The following is a 17835-nucleotide window of genomic DNA, read 5'->3' on the forward strand; positions in this document are numbered from 1 at the left end:
CCGCGACCCGCGTGTCCCCCGCGGCGCGAGACAAGTCTAGCCGTAGCGCCGAGGCCGTGACACCCATAATCATGGGGGCGGGATGACACGGTCCCGCGCCAGGCGCGGACAGGCGCTCTTGGGTTGGCGCCTAGGCGAGAGCGCGCTCGCGCTGCACTCAGGGCGCGTATGAGGTCCGCTCTGCCGCTGGTACCGGCCCGTTACCGCATCTCACCAGATGTCCGAGTTGGGCCCAAATCCGGAAGTGGCATTGCGGTGACATGAGCGTTTGGCTATACCTCTGGTTGTGAGCTGGATCCGAGCTCTTCGCTTCGATCATCCTGTCTAGGATCGTCTGAAGGGTTTCCCCAATGAAAATTATCCAGGCATCGTGCATGGCCGCAATCACGCTCTGTCTGGCGGGTACCGCGCTTGCCGACGATTTGCAGACCGTCGTCGATCCCGAGGGTCTCGGCTTCTCGGCGCGGCGCCTGGCGCGCATGACGTCCTGGTTCGAGGCACAGAGCGAAAAAGGCGATCCCTCCGGTTTTGTCGTGGGGATCGCCCGGGGCGGCAAGCTCGCCTATCTGCAGGCCACCGGCTTCGAGGATCACGACAAGCAAATGCCGATGCGGCCGGATTCGATTTTTCGCATCGGATCGATGTCCAAGCAGATCACCAGCGTCGCTACCATGATCCTGGTCGATGAAGGCAAGCTCGACCTCGATGCTCCCGTGGCGCAGTATCTGCCAGAGCTAAAGGATAGGCAGGTCGTCAAGAAAGATCCGGCCACCGGCGATCCGATCCTTCTGGATCTTGTCCAAAAGGCTTTTGAACCGGCAAAGCGCGCGATGACCATCCGTGACCTTCTGCGCAATACCTCCGGCCTGGTTTATGGCGTAGGGGATTACGCCGACCCCGGATTTGGCAATGCGGCGGTACACCTGCTTTACGGCGCGCGGGCACCGTTCCGGCGCGACAAGCCGATTGCTTCATTCGTGGCGAGCCTCAGCGCACTCCCGCTTCTGCACCAGCCGGGCGAAGTCTGGGAATATTCGATAGGTTATGACGTTCTGGGGCGCGTCATTGAAGTTGTGTCTGGCCAGGCCTTCGATCAGTTCCTGCAAAGCCGCCTTTTTGCGCCGTTGCGCATGGTCGATAGCGGCTTCTCGGTACCGCAGAACAAGCTTGCCCGTCTCGTCGCCTTGCCGGGCGCGCAGCCCCAGCCCCTTTCGGATGGCGGCGTCGGCAAGCCGCAGACGTTCTTCTCGGGCGGCGGAGGCATCGTCTCCACGGTTCCTGATTTTCTGCGCTTCTGCCAGATGCTGCTCAACGGCGGCGAGCTTGACGGCGTTCGCATCCTGAAGCCTGAAACCGTCCGGCTGATGACGACGAACTCGCTGCCGCCCGACATGCACATCGCAGGACACGAGGTCGGCCCGGCTTTCGGAACGGGATGGGGACTCGGCTTCGCTGTTCGCACCGATCCGGATTTCAGCCTCATTCCCGGTGCGGTGGGCAGCTTCAACTGGCAGGGAAGCTGGGGCACATTTTTCTCGGTTGATCCGGTGCAGAAGCTGATTCTGGTGATGATGATGCAGCGAAGCCAGTACAGTGAGAACGGTTTCTATTTCAATGCTATCCGGCGTCTACCGTACACCGCGTTGAAGGTTCCTGAAGTCTCCGCTTCAGTCGAGCCGCGCCGAGGAGATGCCGAAAACCTCGCCGAATATGCCGGACGCTACGATTTCGGCGGTTCTACAAGTTCCCTGGATAGACAGATCTTGGTCGCCGACGGCAACGGCTGGATCGGGCTTGAGTCCGTGGTCGCCGAAACAGGTGGCCTTAGGGTGATCAAATTGGCCGCCGCAGGCCCCGCCGCGAAGGCGGGCATCCTCGCCGGAGACCTCATCACCGCTGTCAAGGGCGCTTCGATCAAGGGCCTCACCCTCGAAGCGGCACTTCACCGGATTTCGGGTCCGGCCAACGCCGCAATCGAGCTTAAAATCGTGCGCTCAAAGCAGAGCGATCCCCTCGTTTTCACGTTTGTTCGTGAGGCAGTCCCTTCGCACAGCGTCCAGCTTCAAATCCGTGTCGCAGATGGCAGGCTGATCGTCGAAGCAACGGGCGGCTGGTCGATCCTTGATTTTGATAGGGGCCAACCGACGCCCGTGGCGGCTCTTTCGAAAGATGAATTCTACGTCGAGGGGGGCGATCACACGCGGATTGCTTTTACTCGCGACGCTGGTGGCAAGGTCAATGGCGCGGTTCTCAATCCGGGACGATGGGAACAGCGCGGCGCGCTCACCCAATAGGCACAGCAGACGAAATGGCGGGAACTCGCGCTGCCCGAACATGGGTGCCCGACAGCCGCCCAACGTGGGGGCGGTTACGAGTGCCGCTCAGGGTCAAAATCGGCCGACTAGCTCCCCGCAAGGCGCTTTCGGTCTACACTCGACAGCCGACACTTGGACGCACTTTGAGATAGGCAGCATCGGGCCAGAAGGAGACCTTCGTCTCTTTTTATCCTTGTCACCAAGCGATGAAGTCCAGCTATCTGGTTGTCGCCTCATTGCTCCCGAACGCCTGCCTTCCTTAGCCCGTCGACGATGTCGTCGTACTCAAGCAGAAACTGCGGATTGCTCGAACGTGCGTAGCCCATCTGATGGAACCACTGGACGGTAAAGTCCGGTCGGATTGCATTCAATTCGGCTAACATTTGCTGGGCCATTTCCAATTGGCCCGTGGCTCCATATGCTGAAATCAGATCCACATACGGCAACCAGTTTAATTTGTTCAGATTGATCGAGCGCCTACATGCCTCAATGGCTTCGTTATATTGGTGCACATGCGCGTGAGCATGACAGAGAAAGAAGTGCCAAAGGCCGGCGGCCGGATCTTTGGGGCTTAGGCGCAAAGCAATCTGAACTGGGGAGAACGCTTCGCGCGCACGTCCCGCGGTGATAAGTGCGATTCCTTTTGGTGCGTACGCTACCGGCGAATTAGGGTCGATTTCCAAAGCTGCGTCGAATTTAGACAGGGCTCCCTCGGGATTTCCGTAATTCAAAATGCTTCCCATGGCTACGTGCGCGTTTGCAGTCGCCGGGTGTTTTGCAAGAACTTGATCAATTAGTTTTGTCGCCGTCTTTTTGTCCTCGACCACGGACGTCGACCATCCGCTGTTCACGCCATTGGCTATGCACCACGCCTTCCCGAGCATTGCGTCAGTGTTGTCAGGATCGAGGCGCAGCGCGCTGTCAAACAAGTCCTTTGCCTGTGCGTTCGTTACCTTGGTCCCAGGCTCATAGACCTTCGCCCAGCCGCGCATGCTGAAATCCACAGCATCTGGATTCCTTGACTGGTCCATTTGGCTGCGCCGGCTTTCAGCCTGGACGAGTTGGACATTGAGAGAGCGGGCGAGCCGCGCCGTGACCTGCTCCTGCAAGGCCGCAAGATTCGTCCTATCACCGTCAAAACGGTCCGACCAGACGTCGCGGCCAGTTGACAGGTCGGCAAGCGACACATTCATACGGACCTGATTTCCGGCCCGCTGCACCGCGCCCTGGACGGCCCAGCGAATGCCAAGGTCCTTGCCAAGCATCCTGAAGTCGATCTGCTTGTTCTTGTATGTAAAAGCCGTTCCGCGTCCGATGACGAACGCGCCGGGCATTTGCGCGAGGTCGGTTGTCAGATCGGTCGTAATGCCATCGGCGAAATAGTCCTGCTCCGGATCGTTGTTGAGATTTGCGAACGGCAGGACGACGAATGACAAGCGGGGAGCAATATCGGGCCGCGCCGTAGCCTCCCTCTGCGTCGTTTGCTTGTCCCGAAAGACGTCTGTTCGGACCGTCTTCCATACAGTCCAGTAGCCGACGAGGCCACCCGCGATCGCGCCGACGGCGGCAATCGACGCGATCGCACCGCCGAGCAACTGCAATCGTGCGCGGAGGCGAGCCTTAAAGTTGAGTCTCGGCGCCGGTTTGTCTGGGGGTTCCTTATCAGCTGCCGTTTTGTTCGGTGGGTCATTATCGGATGCCGGTTTGTCCGGTTGGTCGTTGGAGACTTCCGAGTTCGTCACCATAGCCTCCCGCAGGGCCAAACGCCCGGATCGTCTACCTTAGCAGGCTTTTGCAACTTCGCGTTGGTCAAGATTGCTGACTAAGTTCACGACGCCTTGCAGGTTGTTATGGGACGGTCGTCGGGTTTACGGCGTCGAATAGATCTCCGGTTGGGGTCATCAGCGCCGATTTGGTCGCGTCTTGGCCATCTCCGATTTAACCTTGACTGCCGACGTGCAGAGAAGCGCTGGCTTTCGTCGATGTGGGCCACAAGCAGACGAGAAAACTTGATTCACTAGCAGCCGTTGAAGAGCTTTAGGGGGAAGCCCACCATCCGTCGGGAAATGGCTCAAGCAACGTCCAATCGATTTGGTTGTCGTTCTGAGGGGGCCTGAGACCTCCTGCATTTCTGCTTGCTGGCGTGTAGCGGCGAAGGCGGACAGACAGGGCGCCGAGATCGCGACCTGGGAGGCGGCGCGAAGCATGGCGTCTAGGGCGCAATGCAGGTGCACCGCGGGCGTCGCGCTCTGCATCTTCGACCTGACCTCGAAGGTCTTCCAGTTCTGAGAGCTGAGACGCGAGCTCGCCAAGTCGTTGCAGATAAAGCATTGCGCGAGAGCTTCGCATAAATGTCCTCCACAGTACAAAAAGCACTACTAGGACGGCTTCAAAGCAACCGGGATAAAGTGGTAATCTAGCATCGCTAGAAAATACGTCAGGCTAACTGCCTCTTACGAGGGCTATCGCCTTCGAGCGCCTGCAGCAGCGAAAGGCAGCCTAGGGTCACAAGCGGCCCACAGCGGCATCGCGTTGATGGGCCAAATCCGGACATTTGTTAGCACCATTGGCACCGTCGGCATCGCTCTACTCGTTCGGCATGGTTAGGCAATTTAGACCATTCAGCATCTGCTACAGCCATCAATGACCTCCGTTTCGCGGCCGTGAGCGCGAACTGGCGTCTGTCCTTCTAGGCAGCGAAGATGAAGCGCGTACCCGTGTAGGAGCGTAGGAGCTTATTCGGCATCTCGGCCCTGGCGATCTCGTAGAACGGCTCGCCGGTGCAGTGCAGAGGAATGACGTAGTCGATGTCGATGCTCTTGAGCGCTGCGATCGTGTTGCGCACATAGTCCTCCTTGTAGGGCGCAAGGTGGAAGCCGCCGATCACGGCATGGACCTTGTTGACGCCCGAAGCCGCTTGGGCCTGCTTGATTGCGTTGATTACCCCGCGATGACTGCAGGAGGTCAATACGATCAACCCGCGGCCTCTTAGATTGAACGCGGTGGCGATCTCGTGCCGGAACTGGTCCGGGATGACAGCCTTGGCCCGTTCGTCCTCCGGAAGCTTCTCGGCATAGCATCCAATGCCGCTGTCCACGCCGATCTTCATGGCGCTGGGGGACAGCAGCTTCTCAAAGCTCGTCTGCCCGATGTGCCCTGTGGTGAAGCCGTGATCGGCGACCAGTGCCGGTTCTTCCACATAGGTCACCGCAACATTGGCATCTTCCAGTGCTTTGCGATCCAAGTCCCCGAAATCACCGCGCACCGGCGGAGCCGTCCATTCGCGGGAGCAGAATGCCTCCTCACCGCCGATGTAAATCGGCAGCCTGGCTTTGAGTTTGCCGTTGTTTTGTTTCAGGTATCCGGCAAGACCGCCAAAATGATCGTAGTGACCGTGGCTCAATACGAGGGCATCAAGCGCGGCTGGATCGATGCCTACGAGCTTCGCGTTGTTGACCAGCGCGTCCGGTGTGAAGCCGAAATCCATCAGGATATTTCTTGTTTCGGCGCCGCGCCGCGACTCGATGTGCATCGACAGGCCAAACTCACTGATCAGCGTTTTGCCGGGTGGCTTGCCACCGCCGATGCCCCAGCCGAAGTGTTCAATCTCGAAATCGGAAAGCTTCCGGCTCGGCGCGACGGCGAATTGGTAGCTGTCGACGAGAACGCGCACCGCCACACGATCGATCTCCGGAACCTTACCGGCGACCGCTTCTGCGCGTACCGCCCTCCCGCTGCCGATTAGCGTCGCCACGACCGCGCTGAACAAGGCAGCACCGCCGCCGCAGACTACATCGCGTCGATGAATTGCGCTGCACTGGCAAATTAACATGATCAAGTCCTCGCTCTACGTGGCTTTGCTGCCGCAAGGCATCACGCTGAAACGCACTCCGGGGCGAAGGCGTTGGGTGCCGAACACACCAGCGTCTGGCAGCCCGCACACCGAGGATTGGATGCATTCTATCCCGCGCGGGGATGATGTGGCGAGTCACATTGGTCCGGTTCGGGTCAAAATGCGAAGAACTCAGGTTGAGCAAATCTGGTCTGCTCTGCCGGATGAGCGGACTTCCGTCGGACCGGCGCAACTTCGCAGATGGGCCAGATTCGGAAGTCGCAGCTTGGGCGGCGAAATCCCGTTCGCTCCGGAATGGCCTGCTAGGGTATTTGATAAAGATGTACCCCGTAGCCTTCAAATTGGTCTTCGAAAGAACCTTGCGCGAGGGATACGCTACGCCCCTCGCCGATCACCCGAGCACTGGTCTGGTGAACGTTATTGACCGTGATCCGCGCTGTGGACGGAGAGTTCTGCATCGCGACGGCAAAGATATACGTGTTGTCTTTGTACACCTTCACCATGGTTGCGATCGGGACCTGCGAGCTTACGGATATAGCCCCGGATAGGCTTGGGCTCTTCAACGCTGGCGAGAGAGACAAGATCAATCGGTTCGTTCTCGTGACCTCCTCCACGATATCGGGGTAACGGAAGATGGCGTCTTCCCGGAAGGTTGGTTTAAACTCATGCACGAAATAAAAAATTCCTGTCGCGCCATGAATCAATGCCATCCAGATCTCCGCCCGAACTTCCGCCGCAGTCGGTCGACGAGTTGGATCTAGTGCCGTCGTCTCGAGCGCCATCCATACGCTTTGCCCATCGGTAGCCCTCTTCGCGAGATTGGTGACGCCACGCGCAACGTATTCCAGCCTTCCTTTAACTTGAGGCGTAGTGGATCCCACCGGATAGATGTCGTACGACAAGATATCTGCACCTTGGATCGCAATATCGTAGTATCCCTGATCACCGTTGCAGGGGCCACGACCGCGCCAGAATTCGTTGGCCACACCCTGCCCGAAATTGATCATCATCGGTCGCGTTGGATCCCGGGCTTTCATCTCTTGCGTACGCCGAGCGACTTCAATTGCAGGAATGCATGTTCCGTACAGTCCTGGCCCGATTGGTTGGGCATTGTCCGGTTCGTCTTCTTGCATCCACGCTTTTATAACGTGCCGGTTGACCGATTTCAGCGCAACGTCGTTTTGGCCGGCAACGGCGAACATGTGCTGCCGCGCCAATGCGGCGAGTTGCTCTTCAGTGGGTCCTTCGTACAATCCCACAAAGGTATTGATCCCGATTGCCTTGTAAGAGGCAGCGCGAGTCGGCGATTGCAACCAAACGCCAATCGGGAAGAAGTTGGCATCGGTGGGAAATCCATTTACCTGCAACTCGCCACCCGATACGGAAGCTCCCACGAAGAGCAAGACTGCGACAACTATCCTGAAACCGAACGGCATGGCACGACCTCAGCTAAGTTGTTGACACCAATGAAGCGATCCCACTTCATCGCGTCGACTACTGGACCATCAAATGGAGCCTAGCATATTCAACCTAAGCCACCCGTACAGATGATGCAGGCAGAACCGCTCTGGACGCGGCGCGGCGGCCTAAGGTCGGCTTCGGGTCTTGGTTGTGTGAAAACGCCAAGACGCTTGAACACGATGGAAGAAGTTATTCATCCAAGACCGCTCTAGCGCGCAAGTTCGCAAGCGCTCTCAACTTAGACGACAAACTGAAGAATGAAATTCTAGTCGCGTTTCGATCCTTCGCGTTTTCACACAGCCAGGGTCACAAGCCGCCGATCACGCTTAAGCGGGTGACTTCCGCTTTGCCTTGCGGAGCCGACGTTTATGACCACACATCCCCACCCGGTTCACGAAAGATCATCCCGCGGAGGCGGATAGCGCCGGGCCAGCACCGACAAGGATAGATGCCGCTCGTCTTCCGGCAGCTCCAGATAAGCCAGCACGAGCGCCCGCTTCCAGTCGCCGACGCCGAAATCCATCGCCGTCCATTTCTGCGGCTCGGGCCCTTCGAGGCCCCGGACCCAGACGAAATAGCGGGGACGGTCGTCGGCATCCGTGTCGGTCGTGCGTCTCCTGGCCATCGAAGCTGTCCGCTGCATCACATCGGTTGCCACAGGATATAGGTAGTGGTGCGGGGAAGTCGAACGCCTCTCGGCGGCCGCCCGAGGCTCATTCAATCGCACCGTCGGGGTGCGCCGCCGAGCACGGAGGAAGGCGGCAGCTGTTGCTCGACCCGGGAGCAAGAACTCGATTTTAAAAATTCCGATTGACCGAAATTCGGAAATATCGTGTACGACTGCCATCCCGACCCAAGGATAAGGGGCGTTTCGCGATCGTCACGATACGTGGGCCGGGTGGCGGTGGACGTGGAGTGCATCGGCGCGCATGCGATCGCAGGGCGGGTTTGGCCCGTGAGCGGTTGAGCGGCGCGCACACGACCGGTGCGATTCCGCGTACGGCAAAAGCGTGTGGTCCTGACGCCCGGGGTCTGTGCGTCAAGGCCTGCGGTGGTGAAGCGGCCCGACCGGGTGCGCACATCAGTCATCTGCAGGACGACGGGGGCAATAGTGCATCGTCCCCCGGGGAGAGCGCGCCATAAGCCGTCAAACCACTGCGCAGGGAAGGCCGGGATGTCTCCGGTTGCCCTGTTACCCGCTATGCATTGAAGCGCACGCAATCTGCTCTTGGCATGGCGGTCGATGGGTGCCAGCCGGCACCCGGTCTTCCCCATAGGCGTTAAGTTTATTCTTGAGTGTTGGAATCACACGTGATTCCAAGGCGGGATGGCAGACGAATCGCTTCTGAACGAGGACTGGACGAGAGTGGTTGCGCAGCTCGGCGGGGCTGCGCAGCTTGAAATAAGTGCGCGCCAGACGAAGGCTTTCGTGCGGCGGCGCCAAATTCCAGATGCGGTGCGTTACTTCGGCTGATGCTGGCCTATTGTCTGGGTGAAAGAGGGTTGAGATCGACAGCCGCGTGGGCCGCTGCTGTTGGCCTTGCCGACCTCAGCAGCGTGGCGTTGTTCTATCGCCTGCGTCAATGTGGCGATTGGTTTGCAGTGCTGGTGGAGGGCTTGCTCGCTGCGGCAGCCCCGAAGGCGAGCCGAGGCCGCCTGATCCGCATTATCGATGCGACGACAGTGCCTCAGGCAGGACCGGCTGCGCGCAGGAACAGTGAGCTTTGGCGCGTTCATAGTGCATTCGATCTGCCATATGAGCGCTTTGGTCACTTCGAGCTGACAGATCAGCAAGAGGGCGAAACGTTTGACCGGATACCGGTAGTCAAGAACGAGATCCGCATTGCTGACCGCGCTTATCTGCAACCTGACCGCATCGCCGCTGTCCGCGACGCCGGGGCAGACGTTTTGATCCGAGCGGGCTGGAAGAACGCACGTTGGCTTGATGCCAAAGGCCTTCCGTTCGATCTGATGGCCCAATTGCGTGCGGCGAAGGCGCACGGACTGATCGATCGGAGGATTTGGATCAAACGCAAGGACGGTGCGCCTCTGGCTATGCGTCTGGTCGCAGTCAAGAAGCCCGCCGGTGCAGTCGCGGCTTCGCGTCGTAAAGCCCGGCGCGACGCACAAGACGAAAACCGCGTCATCTCCAAAGAAACTCTGGAAGCCGCGGATTGGGTCATTCTGGTCACGTCGCTCGCACGGGACGAGTTCTCCACCAAGGATGTACTCGCGCTCTATCGACTGCGATGGCGCATCGAACTTGGCTTCAAGCGACTGAAGAGTCTGATTGGTCTCAAGACGCCACCTGGAACCGATCCGCGCTCCGCCAAGCCCTACTTGCTGGCACACCTCTTGATCATCCTGCTGCTCGAGCCGCTTGCCCGCGACTTCGAGGACTCTCCCCGCTGGATGCAGGCCGCCTGACGGCACCTGGCGCTTGGCGTGTTTTGCAACAACTCGTTGCATCCTTGCTACAAGCGATCATTCCACAACCAACCATCCGTTGCTTCCGCCGCAGAAAGCGAGCGCTTGGGCGGCACCTGCGCGAGCCTCCTCGAAAACGTCCGTATCAATCGATGCTCGCGCTACCTTAACGCCTATGCGGTCCTCCCTGCGCCCTTTCTTTAGGAAGGAGCGTCAAGAGAAGCGCAAGACTCGGGCGCCGTGCGTCGCGAGGCCGTACCGGCGTGCCTTGCTGCTTGATTGCAGCGTGCCCGTCTGGTCACTGCCATAAGTCGCAGGTCGCCACGCGGTTGATATCGGCGAGGCGGCGTTCGGCGTTTCCGTGCAGATCGAGGCTGGCGAGCAGGGTCAGCAGACGCCGATAGGCACCTTCGGCGACCTCGACCGGCAGCGGAGCTTCGTCAAAGGCCTTGACATAGCTGCCGACGACACCACTGAGCAGGCGGCAAAGACCGCGCTGTGCGGGATCGTCCCGGCCGAGCGTCTCGAGCTTTTGCTGAAAGGTCTGGAAGGTCCGCAAGCCGTGGTGTTGCTGCGAAAGCCACGCGTGCAGGTCGTTCATGTGAGCTCCTTCGAGTTACGGAAGAAGCTACCGGTTTATACAGGGAGGATGCGGAGATGGCTAGGGGAGGGAGGAGAGCGGGCGTTGCTGAACCAGTCCGTCTTCGCCAAGAGGCTTCGCCGGACACGCTTCGCCTTTGGGTTTCGCGTGGCTCCGCCGGACACGCTTCGCCCTCCGGGCCTCGCATGGCCGCGCCACGCGTAGCTCGAAAGGCGAAGCGTGGTGCCCCTGGCCGGAATCGAACCAGCACTCCTTGCGGAACTCGATTTTGAGTCGAGCGCGTCTACCAGTTCCGCCACAGGGGCCCTCGGTCGGCCTTGAGGCGGCGTCGCGAAGCGGGCGGACTATAGCCATGGACAAAGCGGGGTCAACCCGCGCCAAAGTGATCCCGGCCGTTCTCGACAGCCGCATGGGCCGGGGTTAGAGCCTTAGAGCGCCAGATATGCGAAAGAGGCTGCCGTGACCACCCAGAGTGATGCGATGCATGCGTTCAAGCCGGCCGCCGGCGGCTCCGCGCTGGCCGCCTCGGCTCTCGTCACGCTGATTGCTGCAGCCACGATCGCGGGCGCCTGGTTCTTCCAGCTCGTGCTGGAGATCCTGCCCTGTCCGTTGTGCCTGGAGCAGCGCTACGCCTATTATCTCGTGATTCCGCTCGGTGCGCTCACGGCGATTGCGGCTCGAAGCGGCGTGCCGCGGCCGCTGCTGCTGGCGGGCCTTGCGATCCTCGCGCTGGCGACGCTCGCCAATGCCGGCCTCGGTGCCTACCATTCCGGCGTCGAATGGGGGTTCTGGAAAGGGCCGACCGATTGCTCCGGTCCCGTCGTCAATCTCGGCAGCGCCGCTGATCTCTTGTCGAAGCTCGACACCGTGAAGGTGGTGCGTTGCGACGAGGTGCAGTGGCGCTTCCTCGGCCTGTCGCTTGCCGGCTACAACGTGCTGATCTCGCTGCTGATGGCCGCGATCGCGGCATGGGGATTTGTGCGGACGGCGAAGCGCTAGGCAAGCTGCCGTAGGGTGGGCAAAGGCGCGCTCTTCGTGCGCTGTGCCCACCATTTTTAGTGACATCGCTGAAGCATGGTGGGCACGGCGCAAGGGCGCCTTTGCCCACCCTACAAGAGCGGAGCTCGCGACGAGCGCTGCTGCACCCCGTCAATCATCCACATCGTCCTGCGTGCGTCCGAACAGATGCACGATGCCCGGCGTTGCGATCGTCACGAAGACGAAGCGTGACAGGTGATGGGCGCCGACGAAGATCGGGTCGATGTGCAGGGTCAGCGCCAGCGCCAGCATCGCGTCCATCGCGCCCGGCGCGAAGGCGACGACCACGTCGGAAAACTTCACCTGTGTGGTCAGCGCCACGATGCCGACGAAGATGGCTGAGACGGCGATCGCCACGGCAAACGAGCCCAGCGCCGCGCCGAGGTGGCCGGCGAGCGTCTTGATTCGCATCCGCGCGAAACGGCTGCCGATAAGTGCACCGATGCCGACCAGCGCTACGCCGCGCACCCAGTTCGGCAGGCCGCCCTCGACCCATCCGGCACCATGCAGCACGCTGGAGGCGATCATCGCGCCGAACATCCAGCTCGCCGGAAACCTGATCAGCCGCAAAACGAGCGCTGCGGCCAGCGAGGCCGCGGCCAGCTCGAGGAGGTCGAGCGGTGAGGCGATCGTCGTGGTCAGCGACGGCGCCGCTGAGGGCGCGACGCCCGCCAGCGCCAGCACCATCGGCAGCGCCGCGGTCAGGATGATGACGCGCATGGTCTGCACCACCGCGATGCCCGGCAGGTCGGCGCCGCGCTCGACCGCCAGGATCGTGATCTGCGACAGCGCGCCGGGGCTGCCGGCCAGGAAAGCCGAGGTGCGGTCCCAGCCATGGACGCGCTGGAGGTAATAGCTGGAGCCGAAGGTCGAGCAGAAGGTGGCGAGCGCAAGCAGGCCGATGGTGAGGGGATAGGCGCTGACCTGTTGGAGCAAATGGCGCGAGACGACCGAGCCCAGGGAAATGCCGAGCAGCACCAGCACGGTCTGGGTCAGGATCGGCGGCAGCGCCAGCTGGCGGCCGGCGATTGCGGCGATCCCGACCGCGATCATCGAGCCCGAGATCAGCCCGCCGGGAAGGCCGGCGAGCAGAAACACGAGGCCGCCGGCGGTGCCGATGACAAGCGCCTCCACCGTGCTCAGGATTTTGGCACGGCTCGGCCATTCGAACGGCAGGGAGGCGGTGATTTGCTTCACGCCACCTTATTGCAAATCGGCGGGTGGCGCACAATTGCAGGCTCGTCATGCCGCAATGCGCCCGCCTCTCACGCAGGGGATCGTGACGGACTTATTTCTTGTCTGCGGCGGGCGCGGCGGTGCCGGCCTTCGCTTCCTTCATGCACTCGCGGCGAAATTTCTTGCGCTCCTTGCCCTTCAATCCCTTGGCGTCCGCCTGCTTGGAGCATTCGAGCGACTCGGCCGAACGCTCCTTCGGCGCCTTTTTGTCGGTGGTGGCAGCGGCATCGGTCTTCGTCTCGGTCTTGGCTGCCGGCGCGGCGGTCTGCGCGAAGGCGGTGCCGGTGGCGAGCAGGGAGGCGAGGGCGACGGCGGCGAGGCGGGACGTGAAGGTCATGTGGTGCACTCTGCTTGCGAGAATTGTGAAGGCCTGGGAACGTCGGCCTGCGTTGCTGAACACGACATGAATGAGTTGAGCGGCCGGATCACTATATTTTGCCGGCGCAACCCATCGCATCCTTGTCGCAAGCGGCTGGCACGCTAGGATAGCAATCCTCGTTTCACTTCCGTCGAGGAAGACCAAGAAGGAGACCCAGGGATGACCATTCAGACAAAATTGTTGTGTGCGATTGCAGCGTCGGGTGTCGCGGCATTGCTGGCGAGCGCGCCGGCGCAGGCACTGACCGCGCAGGAGTGCAGCGCGAAATATCAGGCCGCCAAGAAGGACGGCTCGCTCGGGACCATGAAGTGGAATGATTTCCGCAAGGCCCAATGCGGTGCCGACGCAGCGCCCGCCGCTGCGCCCACCGCGGCTGCGCCGGCTGCGCCCGCCGCTCCTGCCGAGCCGAAGCAGGCGAAGAAGGAGGCGGCCCCCGCCGCCGCGCCGGCCCTGCCGGCCGGACCCGCGGTCTATCCGAACGCGATCGATCCGAAATACGCCAAGGAGACTCCCGGCAAGGCGCGGATGCACACCTGCGTCGACCAGTACAATGCCAACAAGGCCACCAACGCCAATGGCGGCTTGAAGTGGATCCAGAAGGGCGGCGGCTACTACAGCGAATGCACCAAGAAGCTGAAGGGCGCCGCCTGAGCTTCGGATTGGTACGATGGCCGGAGCAACGCTCCGGCCATCGCTTGAATTTTCGAGCATGATCTTCCGGAAAACCGCTGCACACTTTGCGCTCACGCGGCCCTTCGGGTCCGGATCATGCTCAGTCGAGCAGCTTCTCGGCCGATTTCGCCACGAGCTGCGACCGCTTGCGCGGACCACTCTCGACGAACAACAGGCTCTGGCCGAAGATGAAGCAGTAGAACAGGAAAGCCTGCGCGTCGGCCTCCTCGGCTGCAAGGCCGGTTGCACGATAGAGTTCGCTGACGTGCTTGAGCCGCGCCGCATCGACGCTCGCCACCGCCGCCGCGGCGTTCTCGTCCGAGCGGGCCCATTGCCGGATCGCGAGTTCGATCGCCATGCCTTCCGGATTGAGTCGCTCGGAATAGAGCCGGATCACCGCCCTCAGCCGCTCGCGGGGCTCTTGTCCGTCGAGACTTGTCTGCTGCGCGATCGCGGCGATGCGTCCCTCGCGCCAGCCTTTCAGCATGGCATCGAGCAGCGCGGCGCGGTCGGCGAAGCGTCGGTAGAAGCCGCCCTTGGTGACGCCGAGATTTTTGGCGAGCACCTCGACCCGCACGCCCTCCACCCCTGCGCGGGCGAGCTCGGTGAATCCCGCCTCGACCCAGACATCGCCCTTGCCGTCGCTCATGAAGGAAGCCTCACCCGATCTTGATACGGTGCCGTATTGCTAACGTGGCACGGGTTTGATACGCTACCGTATCAACGATCAAAGACGAAAAATGCGGGAGGAAATGCGATGGAGCAGGAGGCGACCTATCGCGGCACGGTCTATCCGTGGCAATGCGACCATGTCGGGCACATGAACATCATGTGGTATGTCGGCAAATTCGACGAGGCCAACTGGAATCTGTTCGCCCGCCTCGGCCTGACGCCGAGCTACTTGCGCAGCTCAGGCCGCGGCATGGCCGCCGTGCAGCAGAACATTGCCTACAGGCGCGAGTTGCTGGCCGGGGACATCGTCGAGATCCGCAGCCACCTGCTCGAGATCAGCGACAAGTCGATCCGCTTCCGGCACGACATGACGAACGCCGAGACCGGCGAACTCGCCGCGACGTGCGAGATCACCGGCGTGCACATGGACCGTCAGCTCCGCAAGTCCGCACCGTTCGCCGACGCCATCCGCGAAGCTGCCTTGAGGCATCTCGCCGAACCAGCCGAGGCCTGAACCATGGCCGCTTTCGAGCCGAAAAACCCCGGCTATCGCGCGGCTTCTATCGCCATGTTCGATGGCCAGCCGGCAATGCGAACGCTTGGCATCGTGATCGTCCGTCTCGCACCGGGCGAGGTCGAACTGGCGATGCTGCATGCGCCGGCCCTCACACAGCAGAACGGTTTCATCCATGCCGGCATCATCATGGCCGGGCTCGACAACGCCTGCGGCGTCGCGGCCTTCAGCTTGATGCCGCCGGAGGCCGATATCCTCACTGTTGAGTTCAAGACGACGCTGCTCGCGCCCGCCCGCGGCGAGCGTTTCGTCTTCAAGGCCGAGGTGGTCAAGCCCGGCCGTACACTGACCTTCTGCGAGGCAAAGGCCTACGCCGAGCATGACGGCAAGGTCTCGCTGATCGCCACGATGACCGCGACCTTGATGGCGATGTTGCCTCGCCCTGCGACGACGCATGAACCGCGCGCATCCCGCGCATAGCGGCGGTTGACAAGCATGCCAGCGCATCCCTTGATGCAATGGTCATGCTTGCAAGTCTCGGCCTCATCCTGCTCTGCCAATTGATCGGCGAAGCCGTCGTGCGCGGCCTCGGCCTGCCGTTGCCGGGACCAGTGCTGGGCCTCCTGCTGCTCTTGATCCTGCTGATGATGCGCGACCGCTTTGTGCTGCTCGCGCGCGGGCCACTGCGCAATGACGGTGTCGAGACGGCGAGCAAGGGCCTGCTGGCCCATCTCTCGCTGCTATTCGTGCCGGCCGGCGTCGGCGTCGTGCAGAAGCTCGATCTGCTCGCGTCTCACGGTATCGCCATCATCCTCGTGCTCGCGCTGTCCGTGGTCGTCACGCTGCTCGCGACCGTGCTGACCTTTCGCCTCGTCAGCCGCCTGTTGAAGCAACAGGACGTGCGATGAAGGACAATCCGTTCTCGCTGTGGGTCTATCTTTCGCAATCGCCACTGCTGTGGCTGACCGTGACGCTGCTGGTCTATGCCACCACGGACGCGGTGTCGCTGGCGACGCGGCGCCATCCGCTGGCCAATCCCGTGCTGCACGCGATGTGGATCATCGGCGCGTTCCTGCTCCTGACCGACACCTCCTATACGACCTATTTCGCCGGCGCCCAGTTCGTGCACTTCCTTCTGGGTCCCGCCACCGTCGCGCTCGCCGTGCCGCTCTATGAGAACCGCAAGCGCGTGGTCGCCTCGATCATGCCGATGCTGGTGGCGCTGCTCGCGGGATCGGTCACGGCCGTGGTGTCGGTGGTGTTGCTGGCCGAGCTCGCGGGACTGCCGCGCGATGTCGTGCTGTCGCTGGCGCCGAAATCCGTCACCGCCGGCGTCGCCATGGGCATCGCCGAATCCCTGCACGCCGATCCTTCGCTGGCGGCGGTAGCCGTGATCCTCACCGGCATCATGGGCGCCATCATCGTGACGCCGCTGATGAACCGCACTGGCATTACCGATTACCGGGCCCGCGGCTTTGCCGCCGGCCTCGCCGCACATGGCATCGGCACTGCCCGCGCGTTCCAGGTCGACGAGATCGCCGGCGTCTTCTCGGGCATCGCCATGAGCCTGAACGCTTTGGTGACGTCGTTCCTGGTCCCCCTGGCAATCACACTGCTGGCGCGGTGACATCGCAACCGCGACACTCTATATGAGCAGTAACAACGCCCGGTCTCGATCCGTATCGATGGAGATGGGACCGAAATGGGACGAGATATGGCTGGATTCAGGAATAAGGGCCTTGAGCCGACGCGACGCGTGGCGCTGACGCTGATCGGGGCGGGTGCTCTCGCGATGGGTGGGATCGCCTCGGCGCGCGCGGCGACCGGCGATGACGAGGTGCTGACCGAAGCCAAGGTGTTGCGCGATCCCGACACGCCCGTCGCAGGCAATCCCGACGGCAATATCACCATCGTCGAATGGTCCGACTACAATTGCCCCTATTGCCGCAAGCTCGAGCCCGAGCTGCGCCAGGTCGTCCAGGACGACGGCAAGGTGCGGCTGGTGATGAAGGACTGGCCGATCCTTGGGCCGATTTCGGTCACGGCGGCGCGGACTGCGCTCGCGGCCAAATTCCAGGACAAGTACCACCAGGCCCATGACGCCATGATGGGCGTCAGCTCGCGCCTGACCGAGCCGCGCATCAACGAGCTGCTCGCGGCTGCCGGGGTCGACATGGACCGGTTGAAGCGCGATCTCACCGGCCACGCCAAGGACATCGACGCTATCCTCAAGCGCAACAACGAGCAGGCTGAAGCTTTCGGTTTTCGTGGCACGCCATCTTTCATCGTCGGCAAGTATCGTGTACCCGGCGTGCTCAGCATGACCGAGTTCGAGCAGGTCATCGCCGACGCCCGCAAAGCCAAGATGAACTGACGCGCGTATCGTTGATTGTGGTCAGCACAAAGGCGCCGCCGCGGAGTTCGCGACGGCGCCTCGTTCATGATAAGGCGTCGTTACTTCGACGAGATCCGGACCCAGTCCTTGTGCGCGCGATCGCGCAGCGCATCCCAATCGGCCTTGGCGACGTCCCAGTTCACGATGGTGCGATTGGTGATCGCGACCTCGCCATTGGCGACTGACGACGTCTGCATGGAATCATAGACATAGACGCCGCCCGCGAGCAGCAGCGCGCCCAGGATCATTCCGAAAAAAGTCTGCATGGCGAA

General features: G+C 61.6%; 19 protein-coding genes and 1 tRNA gene. 10 read left to right on the plus strand and 10 right to left on the minus strand.

Annotated elements, in window-relative coordinates; all coding sequences use genetic code 11:
- The first annotated feature begins 350 nt into the window (after nucleotides 1–350).
- Complete coding sequence (locus P6U29_RS04620; protein WP_407116522.1) at nucleotides 351–2294, plus strand: serine hydrolase; 1944 nt, start codon at nucleotides 351–353, stop codon at nucleotides 2292–2294.
- Between the two features lie 254 nt (nucleotides 2295–2548).
- Here P6U29_RS04620 and P6U29_RS04625 read toward each other — a convergent pair whose 3' ends face one another.
- From P6U29_RS04625 to P6U29_RS04640, 4 genes are all read right to left on the minus strand, one after another.
- Nucleotides 2549–4057: a tetratricopeptide repeat protein gene (locus tag P6U29_RS04625; RefSeq protein ID WP_407116523.1), complete on the minus strand. Its 1509-nt coding sequence runs from the start codon at nucleotides 4055–4057 to the stop codon at nucleotides 2549–2551.
- 947 nt (nucleotides 4058–5004) lie between these two features.
- Nucleotides 5005–6147, minus strand: a complete 1143-nt coding sequence (locus P6U29_RS04630; RefSeq protein ID WP_407119600.1) for an MBL fold metallo-hydrolase — start codon at nucleotides 6145–6147, stop codon at nucleotides 5005–5007.
- Between the two features lie 323 nt (nucleotides 6148–6470).
- Nucleotides 6471–7604: a hypothetical protein gene (locus tag P6U29_RS04635; protein WP_407116524.1), complete on the minus strand. Its 1134-nt coding sequence runs from the start codon at nucleotides 7602–7604 to the stop codon at nucleotides 6471–6473.
- 416 nt (nucleotides 7605–8020) lie between these two features.
- The gene (locus tag P6U29_RS04640; protein WP_407116525.1) at nucleotides 8021–8254 is read right to left on the minus strand and encodes a hypothetical protein; all 234 of its coding nucleotides are present in this window, start codon (nucleotides 8252–8254) and stop codon (nucleotides 8021–8023) included.
- 702 nt (nucleotides 8255–8956) lie between these two features.
- On the opposite strand from P6U29_RS04640, the gene P6U29_RS04645 reads away from it, so the two are divergent.
- A complete protein-coding gene (locus P6U29_RS04645) occupies nucleotides 8957–9103 on the plus strand; it encodes a hypothetical protein (RefSeq protein ID WP_407116526.1) in 147 nt (48 codons plus the stop codon).
- Nucleotides 9104–9132: 29 nt separating this feature from the next.
- Nucleotides 9133–10056, plus strand: a complete 924-nt coding sequence (locus P6U29_RS04650; protein WP_407116527.1) for a transposase — start codon at nucleotides 9133–9135, stop codon at nucleotides 10054–10056.
- Nucleotides 10057–10354: 298 nt separating this feature from the next.
- On the opposite strand, the gene P6U29_RS04655 is transcribed toward P6U29_RS04650, so the two are convergent.
- Nucleotides 10355–10657: a hypothetical protein gene (locus P6U29_RS04655; protein WP_407116528.1), complete on the minus strand. Its 303-nt coding sequence runs from the start codon at nucleotides 10655–10657 to the stop codon at nucleotides 10355–10357.
- Nucleotides 10658–10877: 220 nt separating this feature from the next.
- Nucleotides 10878–10962: transfer RNA gene (locus P6U29_RS04660), tRNA-Leu, on the minus strand.
- A gap of 154 nt (nucleotides 10963–11116) precedes the next feature.
- On the opposite strand from P6U29_RS04660, the gene P6U29_RS04665 reads away from it, so the two are divergent.
- Nucleotides 11117–11656: a disulfide bond formation protein B gene (locus P6U29_RS04665; protein ID WP_407116529.1), complete on the plus strand. Its 540-nt coding sequence runs from the start codon at nucleotides 11117–11119 to the stop codon at nucleotides 11654–11656.
- A gap of 150 nt (nucleotides 11657–11806) precedes the next feature.
- Here P6U29_RS04665 and P6U29_RS04670 read toward each other — a convergent pair whose 3' ends face one another.
- On the minus strand, nucleotides 11807–12892 hold the full coding sequence (locus P6U29_RS04670) for an AbrB family transcriptional regulator (RefSeq protein ID WP_407116530.1): 1086 nt from the start codon (nucleotides 12890–12892) through the stop codon (nucleotides 11807–11809).
- Nucleotides 12893–12983: 91 nt separating this feature from the next.
- Nucleotides 12984–13268 (minus strand): PsiF family protein, encoded by a 285-nt coding sequence (locus P6U29_RS04675; RefSeq protein ID WP_407116531.1) that lies wholly within the window; start codon nucleotides 13266–13268, stop codon nucleotides 12984–12986.
- Nucleotides 13269–13469: 201 nt separating this feature from the next.
- Here P6U29_RS04675 and P6U29_RS04680 point away from each other — a divergent pair, with 201 nt between their 5' ends.
- Nucleotides 13470–13961, plus strand: coding sequence for a hypothetical protein (locus P6U29_RS04680; RefSeq protein WP_407116532.1), 492 nt, complete (start codon nucleotides 13470–13472; stop codon nucleotides 13959–13961).
- Nucleotides 13962–14082: 121 nt separating this feature from the next.
- On the opposite strand, the gene P6U29_RS04685 is transcribed toward P6U29_RS04680, so the two are convergent.
- Complete coding sequence (locus P6U29_RS04685; RefSeq protein WP_407116533.1) at nucleotides 14083–14631, minus strand: TetR/AcrR family transcriptional regulator; 549 nt, start codon at nucleotides 14629–14631, stop codon at nucleotides 14083–14085.
- A 108-nt stretch (nucleotides 14632–14739) separates the two neighbouring features.
- Here P6U29_RS04685 and P6U29_RS04690 point away from each other — a divergent pair, with 108 nt between their 5' ends.
- The 5 genes from P6U29_RS04690 (at nucleotide 14740) to P6U29_RS04710 (ending at nucleotide 17542) form a co-directional block, all read left to right on the plus strand.
- A complete protein-coding gene (locus P6U29_RS04690) occupies nucleotides 14740–15168 on the plus strand; it encodes an acyl-CoA thioesterase (protein WP_407116534.1) in 429 nt (142 codons plus the stop codon).
- A 3-nt stretch (nucleotides 15169–15171) separates the two neighbouring features.
- Nucleotides 15172–15648, plus strand: a complete 477-nt coding sequence (locus tag P6U29_RS04695) for a PaaI family thioesterase (protein ID WP_407116535.1) — start codon at nucleotides 15172–15174, stop codon at nucleotides 15646–15648.
- 44 nt (nucleotides 15649–15692) lie between these two features.
- Nucleotides 15693–16076, plus strand: coding sequence for a CidA/LrgA family protein (locus tag P6U29_RS04700; protein WP_407116536.1), 384 nt, complete (start codon nucleotides 15693–15695; stop codon nucleotides 16074–16076).
- Nucleotides 16073–16795, plus strand: coding sequence for an LrgB family protein (locus tag P6U29_RS04705; protein WP_407116537.1), 723 nt, complete (start codon nucleotides 16073–16075; stop codon nucleotides 16793–16795). The genes P6U29_RS04700 and P6U29_RS04705 overlap by 4 nt, the downstream gene beginning before the upstream one ends.
- Before the next feature lie 87 nt (nucleotides 16796–16882).
- Complete coding sequence (locus tag P6U29_RS04710) at nucleotides 16883–17542, plus strand: DsbA family protein (protein ID WP_407116538.1); 660 nt, start codon at nucleotides 16883–16885, stop codon at nucleotides 17540–17542.
- An 80-nt stretch (nucleotides 17543–17622) separates the two neighbouring features.
- Here the strand turns inward: P6U29_RS04710 and P6U29_RS04715 are convergent, their stop codons facing one another.
- Entirely contained in the window at nucleotides 17623–17829 is a 207-nt protein-coding gene (locus P6U29_RS04715; RefSeq protein WP_027573305.1) for a hypothetical protein, read from the minus strand.
- Nucleotides 17830–17835 lie beyond the last annotated feature (6 nt).

Origin of the sequence: Bradyrhizobium sp. LMG 9283 (assembly GCF_045571415.1) — a bacterium.
In the GTDB taxonomy this organism is placed as follows: Bacteria; Pseudomonadota; Alphaproteobacteria; order Rhizobiales; family Xanthobacteraceae; genus Bradyrhizobium.

Bases quoted from the DNA above. Each gene is read 5' to 3' on its own strand.
- P6U29_RS04640 (WP_407116525.1), bottom strand. From the start codon at position 8,254: ATGGCCAGGAGACGCACGACCGACACGGATGCCGACGACCGTCCCCGC.
- P6U29_RS04630 (WP_407119600.1), bottom strand. From the start codon at position 6,147: ATGTTAATTTGCCAGTGCAGCGCAATTCATCGACGCGATGTAGTCTGC.
- P6U29_RS04690 (WP_407116534.1), top strand. From the start codon at position 14,740: ATGGAGCAGGAGGCGACCTATCGCGGCACGGTCTATCCGTGGCAATGC.
- P6U29_RS04675 (WP_407116531.1), bottom strand. From the start codon at position 13,268: ATGACCTTCACGTCCCGCCTCGCCGCCGTCGCCCTCGCCTCCCTGCTC.
- P6U29_RS04695 (WP_407116535.1), top strand. From the start codon at position 15,172: ATGGCCGCTTTCGAGCCGAAAAACCCCGGCTATCGCGCGGCTTCTATC.
- P6U29_RS04705 (WP_407116537.1), top strand. From the start codon at position 16,073: ATGAAGGACAATCCGTTCTCGCTGTGGGTCTATCTTTCGCAATCGCCA.
- P6U29_RS04680 (WP_407116532.1), top strand. From the start codon at position 13,470: ATGACCATTCAGACAAAATTGTTGTGTGCGATTGCAGCGTCGGGTGTC.
- P6U29_RS04635 (WP_407116524.1), bottom strand. From the start codon at position 7,604: ATGCCGTTCGGTTTCAGGATAGTTGTCGCAGTCTTGCTCTTCGTGGGA.
- P6U29_RS04620 (WP_407116522.1), top strand. From the start codon at position 351: ATGAAAATTATCCAGGCATCGTGCATGGCCGCAATCACGCTCTGTCTG.
- P6U29_RS04685 (WP_407116533.1), bottom strand. From the start codon at position 14,631: ATGAGCGACGGCAAGGGCGATGTCTGGGTCGAGGCGGGATTCACCGAG.
- P6U29_RS04645 (WP_407116526.1), top strand. From the start codon at position 8,957: ATGGCAGACGAATCGCTTCTGAACGAGGACTGGACGAGAGTGGTTGCG.
- P6U29_RS04655 (WP_407116528.1), bottom strand. From the start codon at position 10,657: ATGAACGACCTGCACGCGTGGCTTTCGCAGCAACACCACGGCTTGCGG.
- P6U29_RS04715 (WP_027573305.1), bottom strand. From the start codon at position 17,829: ATGCAGACTTTTTTCGGAATGATCCTGGGCGCGCTGCTGCTCGCGGGC.
- P6U29_RS04710 (WP_407116538.1), top strand. From the start codon at position 16,883: ATGGCTGGATTCAGGAATAAGGGCCTTGAGCCGACGCGACGCGTGGCG.
- P6U29_RS04700 (WP_407116536.1), top strand. From the start codon at position 15,693: ATGCTTGCAAGTCTCGGCCTCATCCTGCTCTGCCAATTGATCGGCGAA.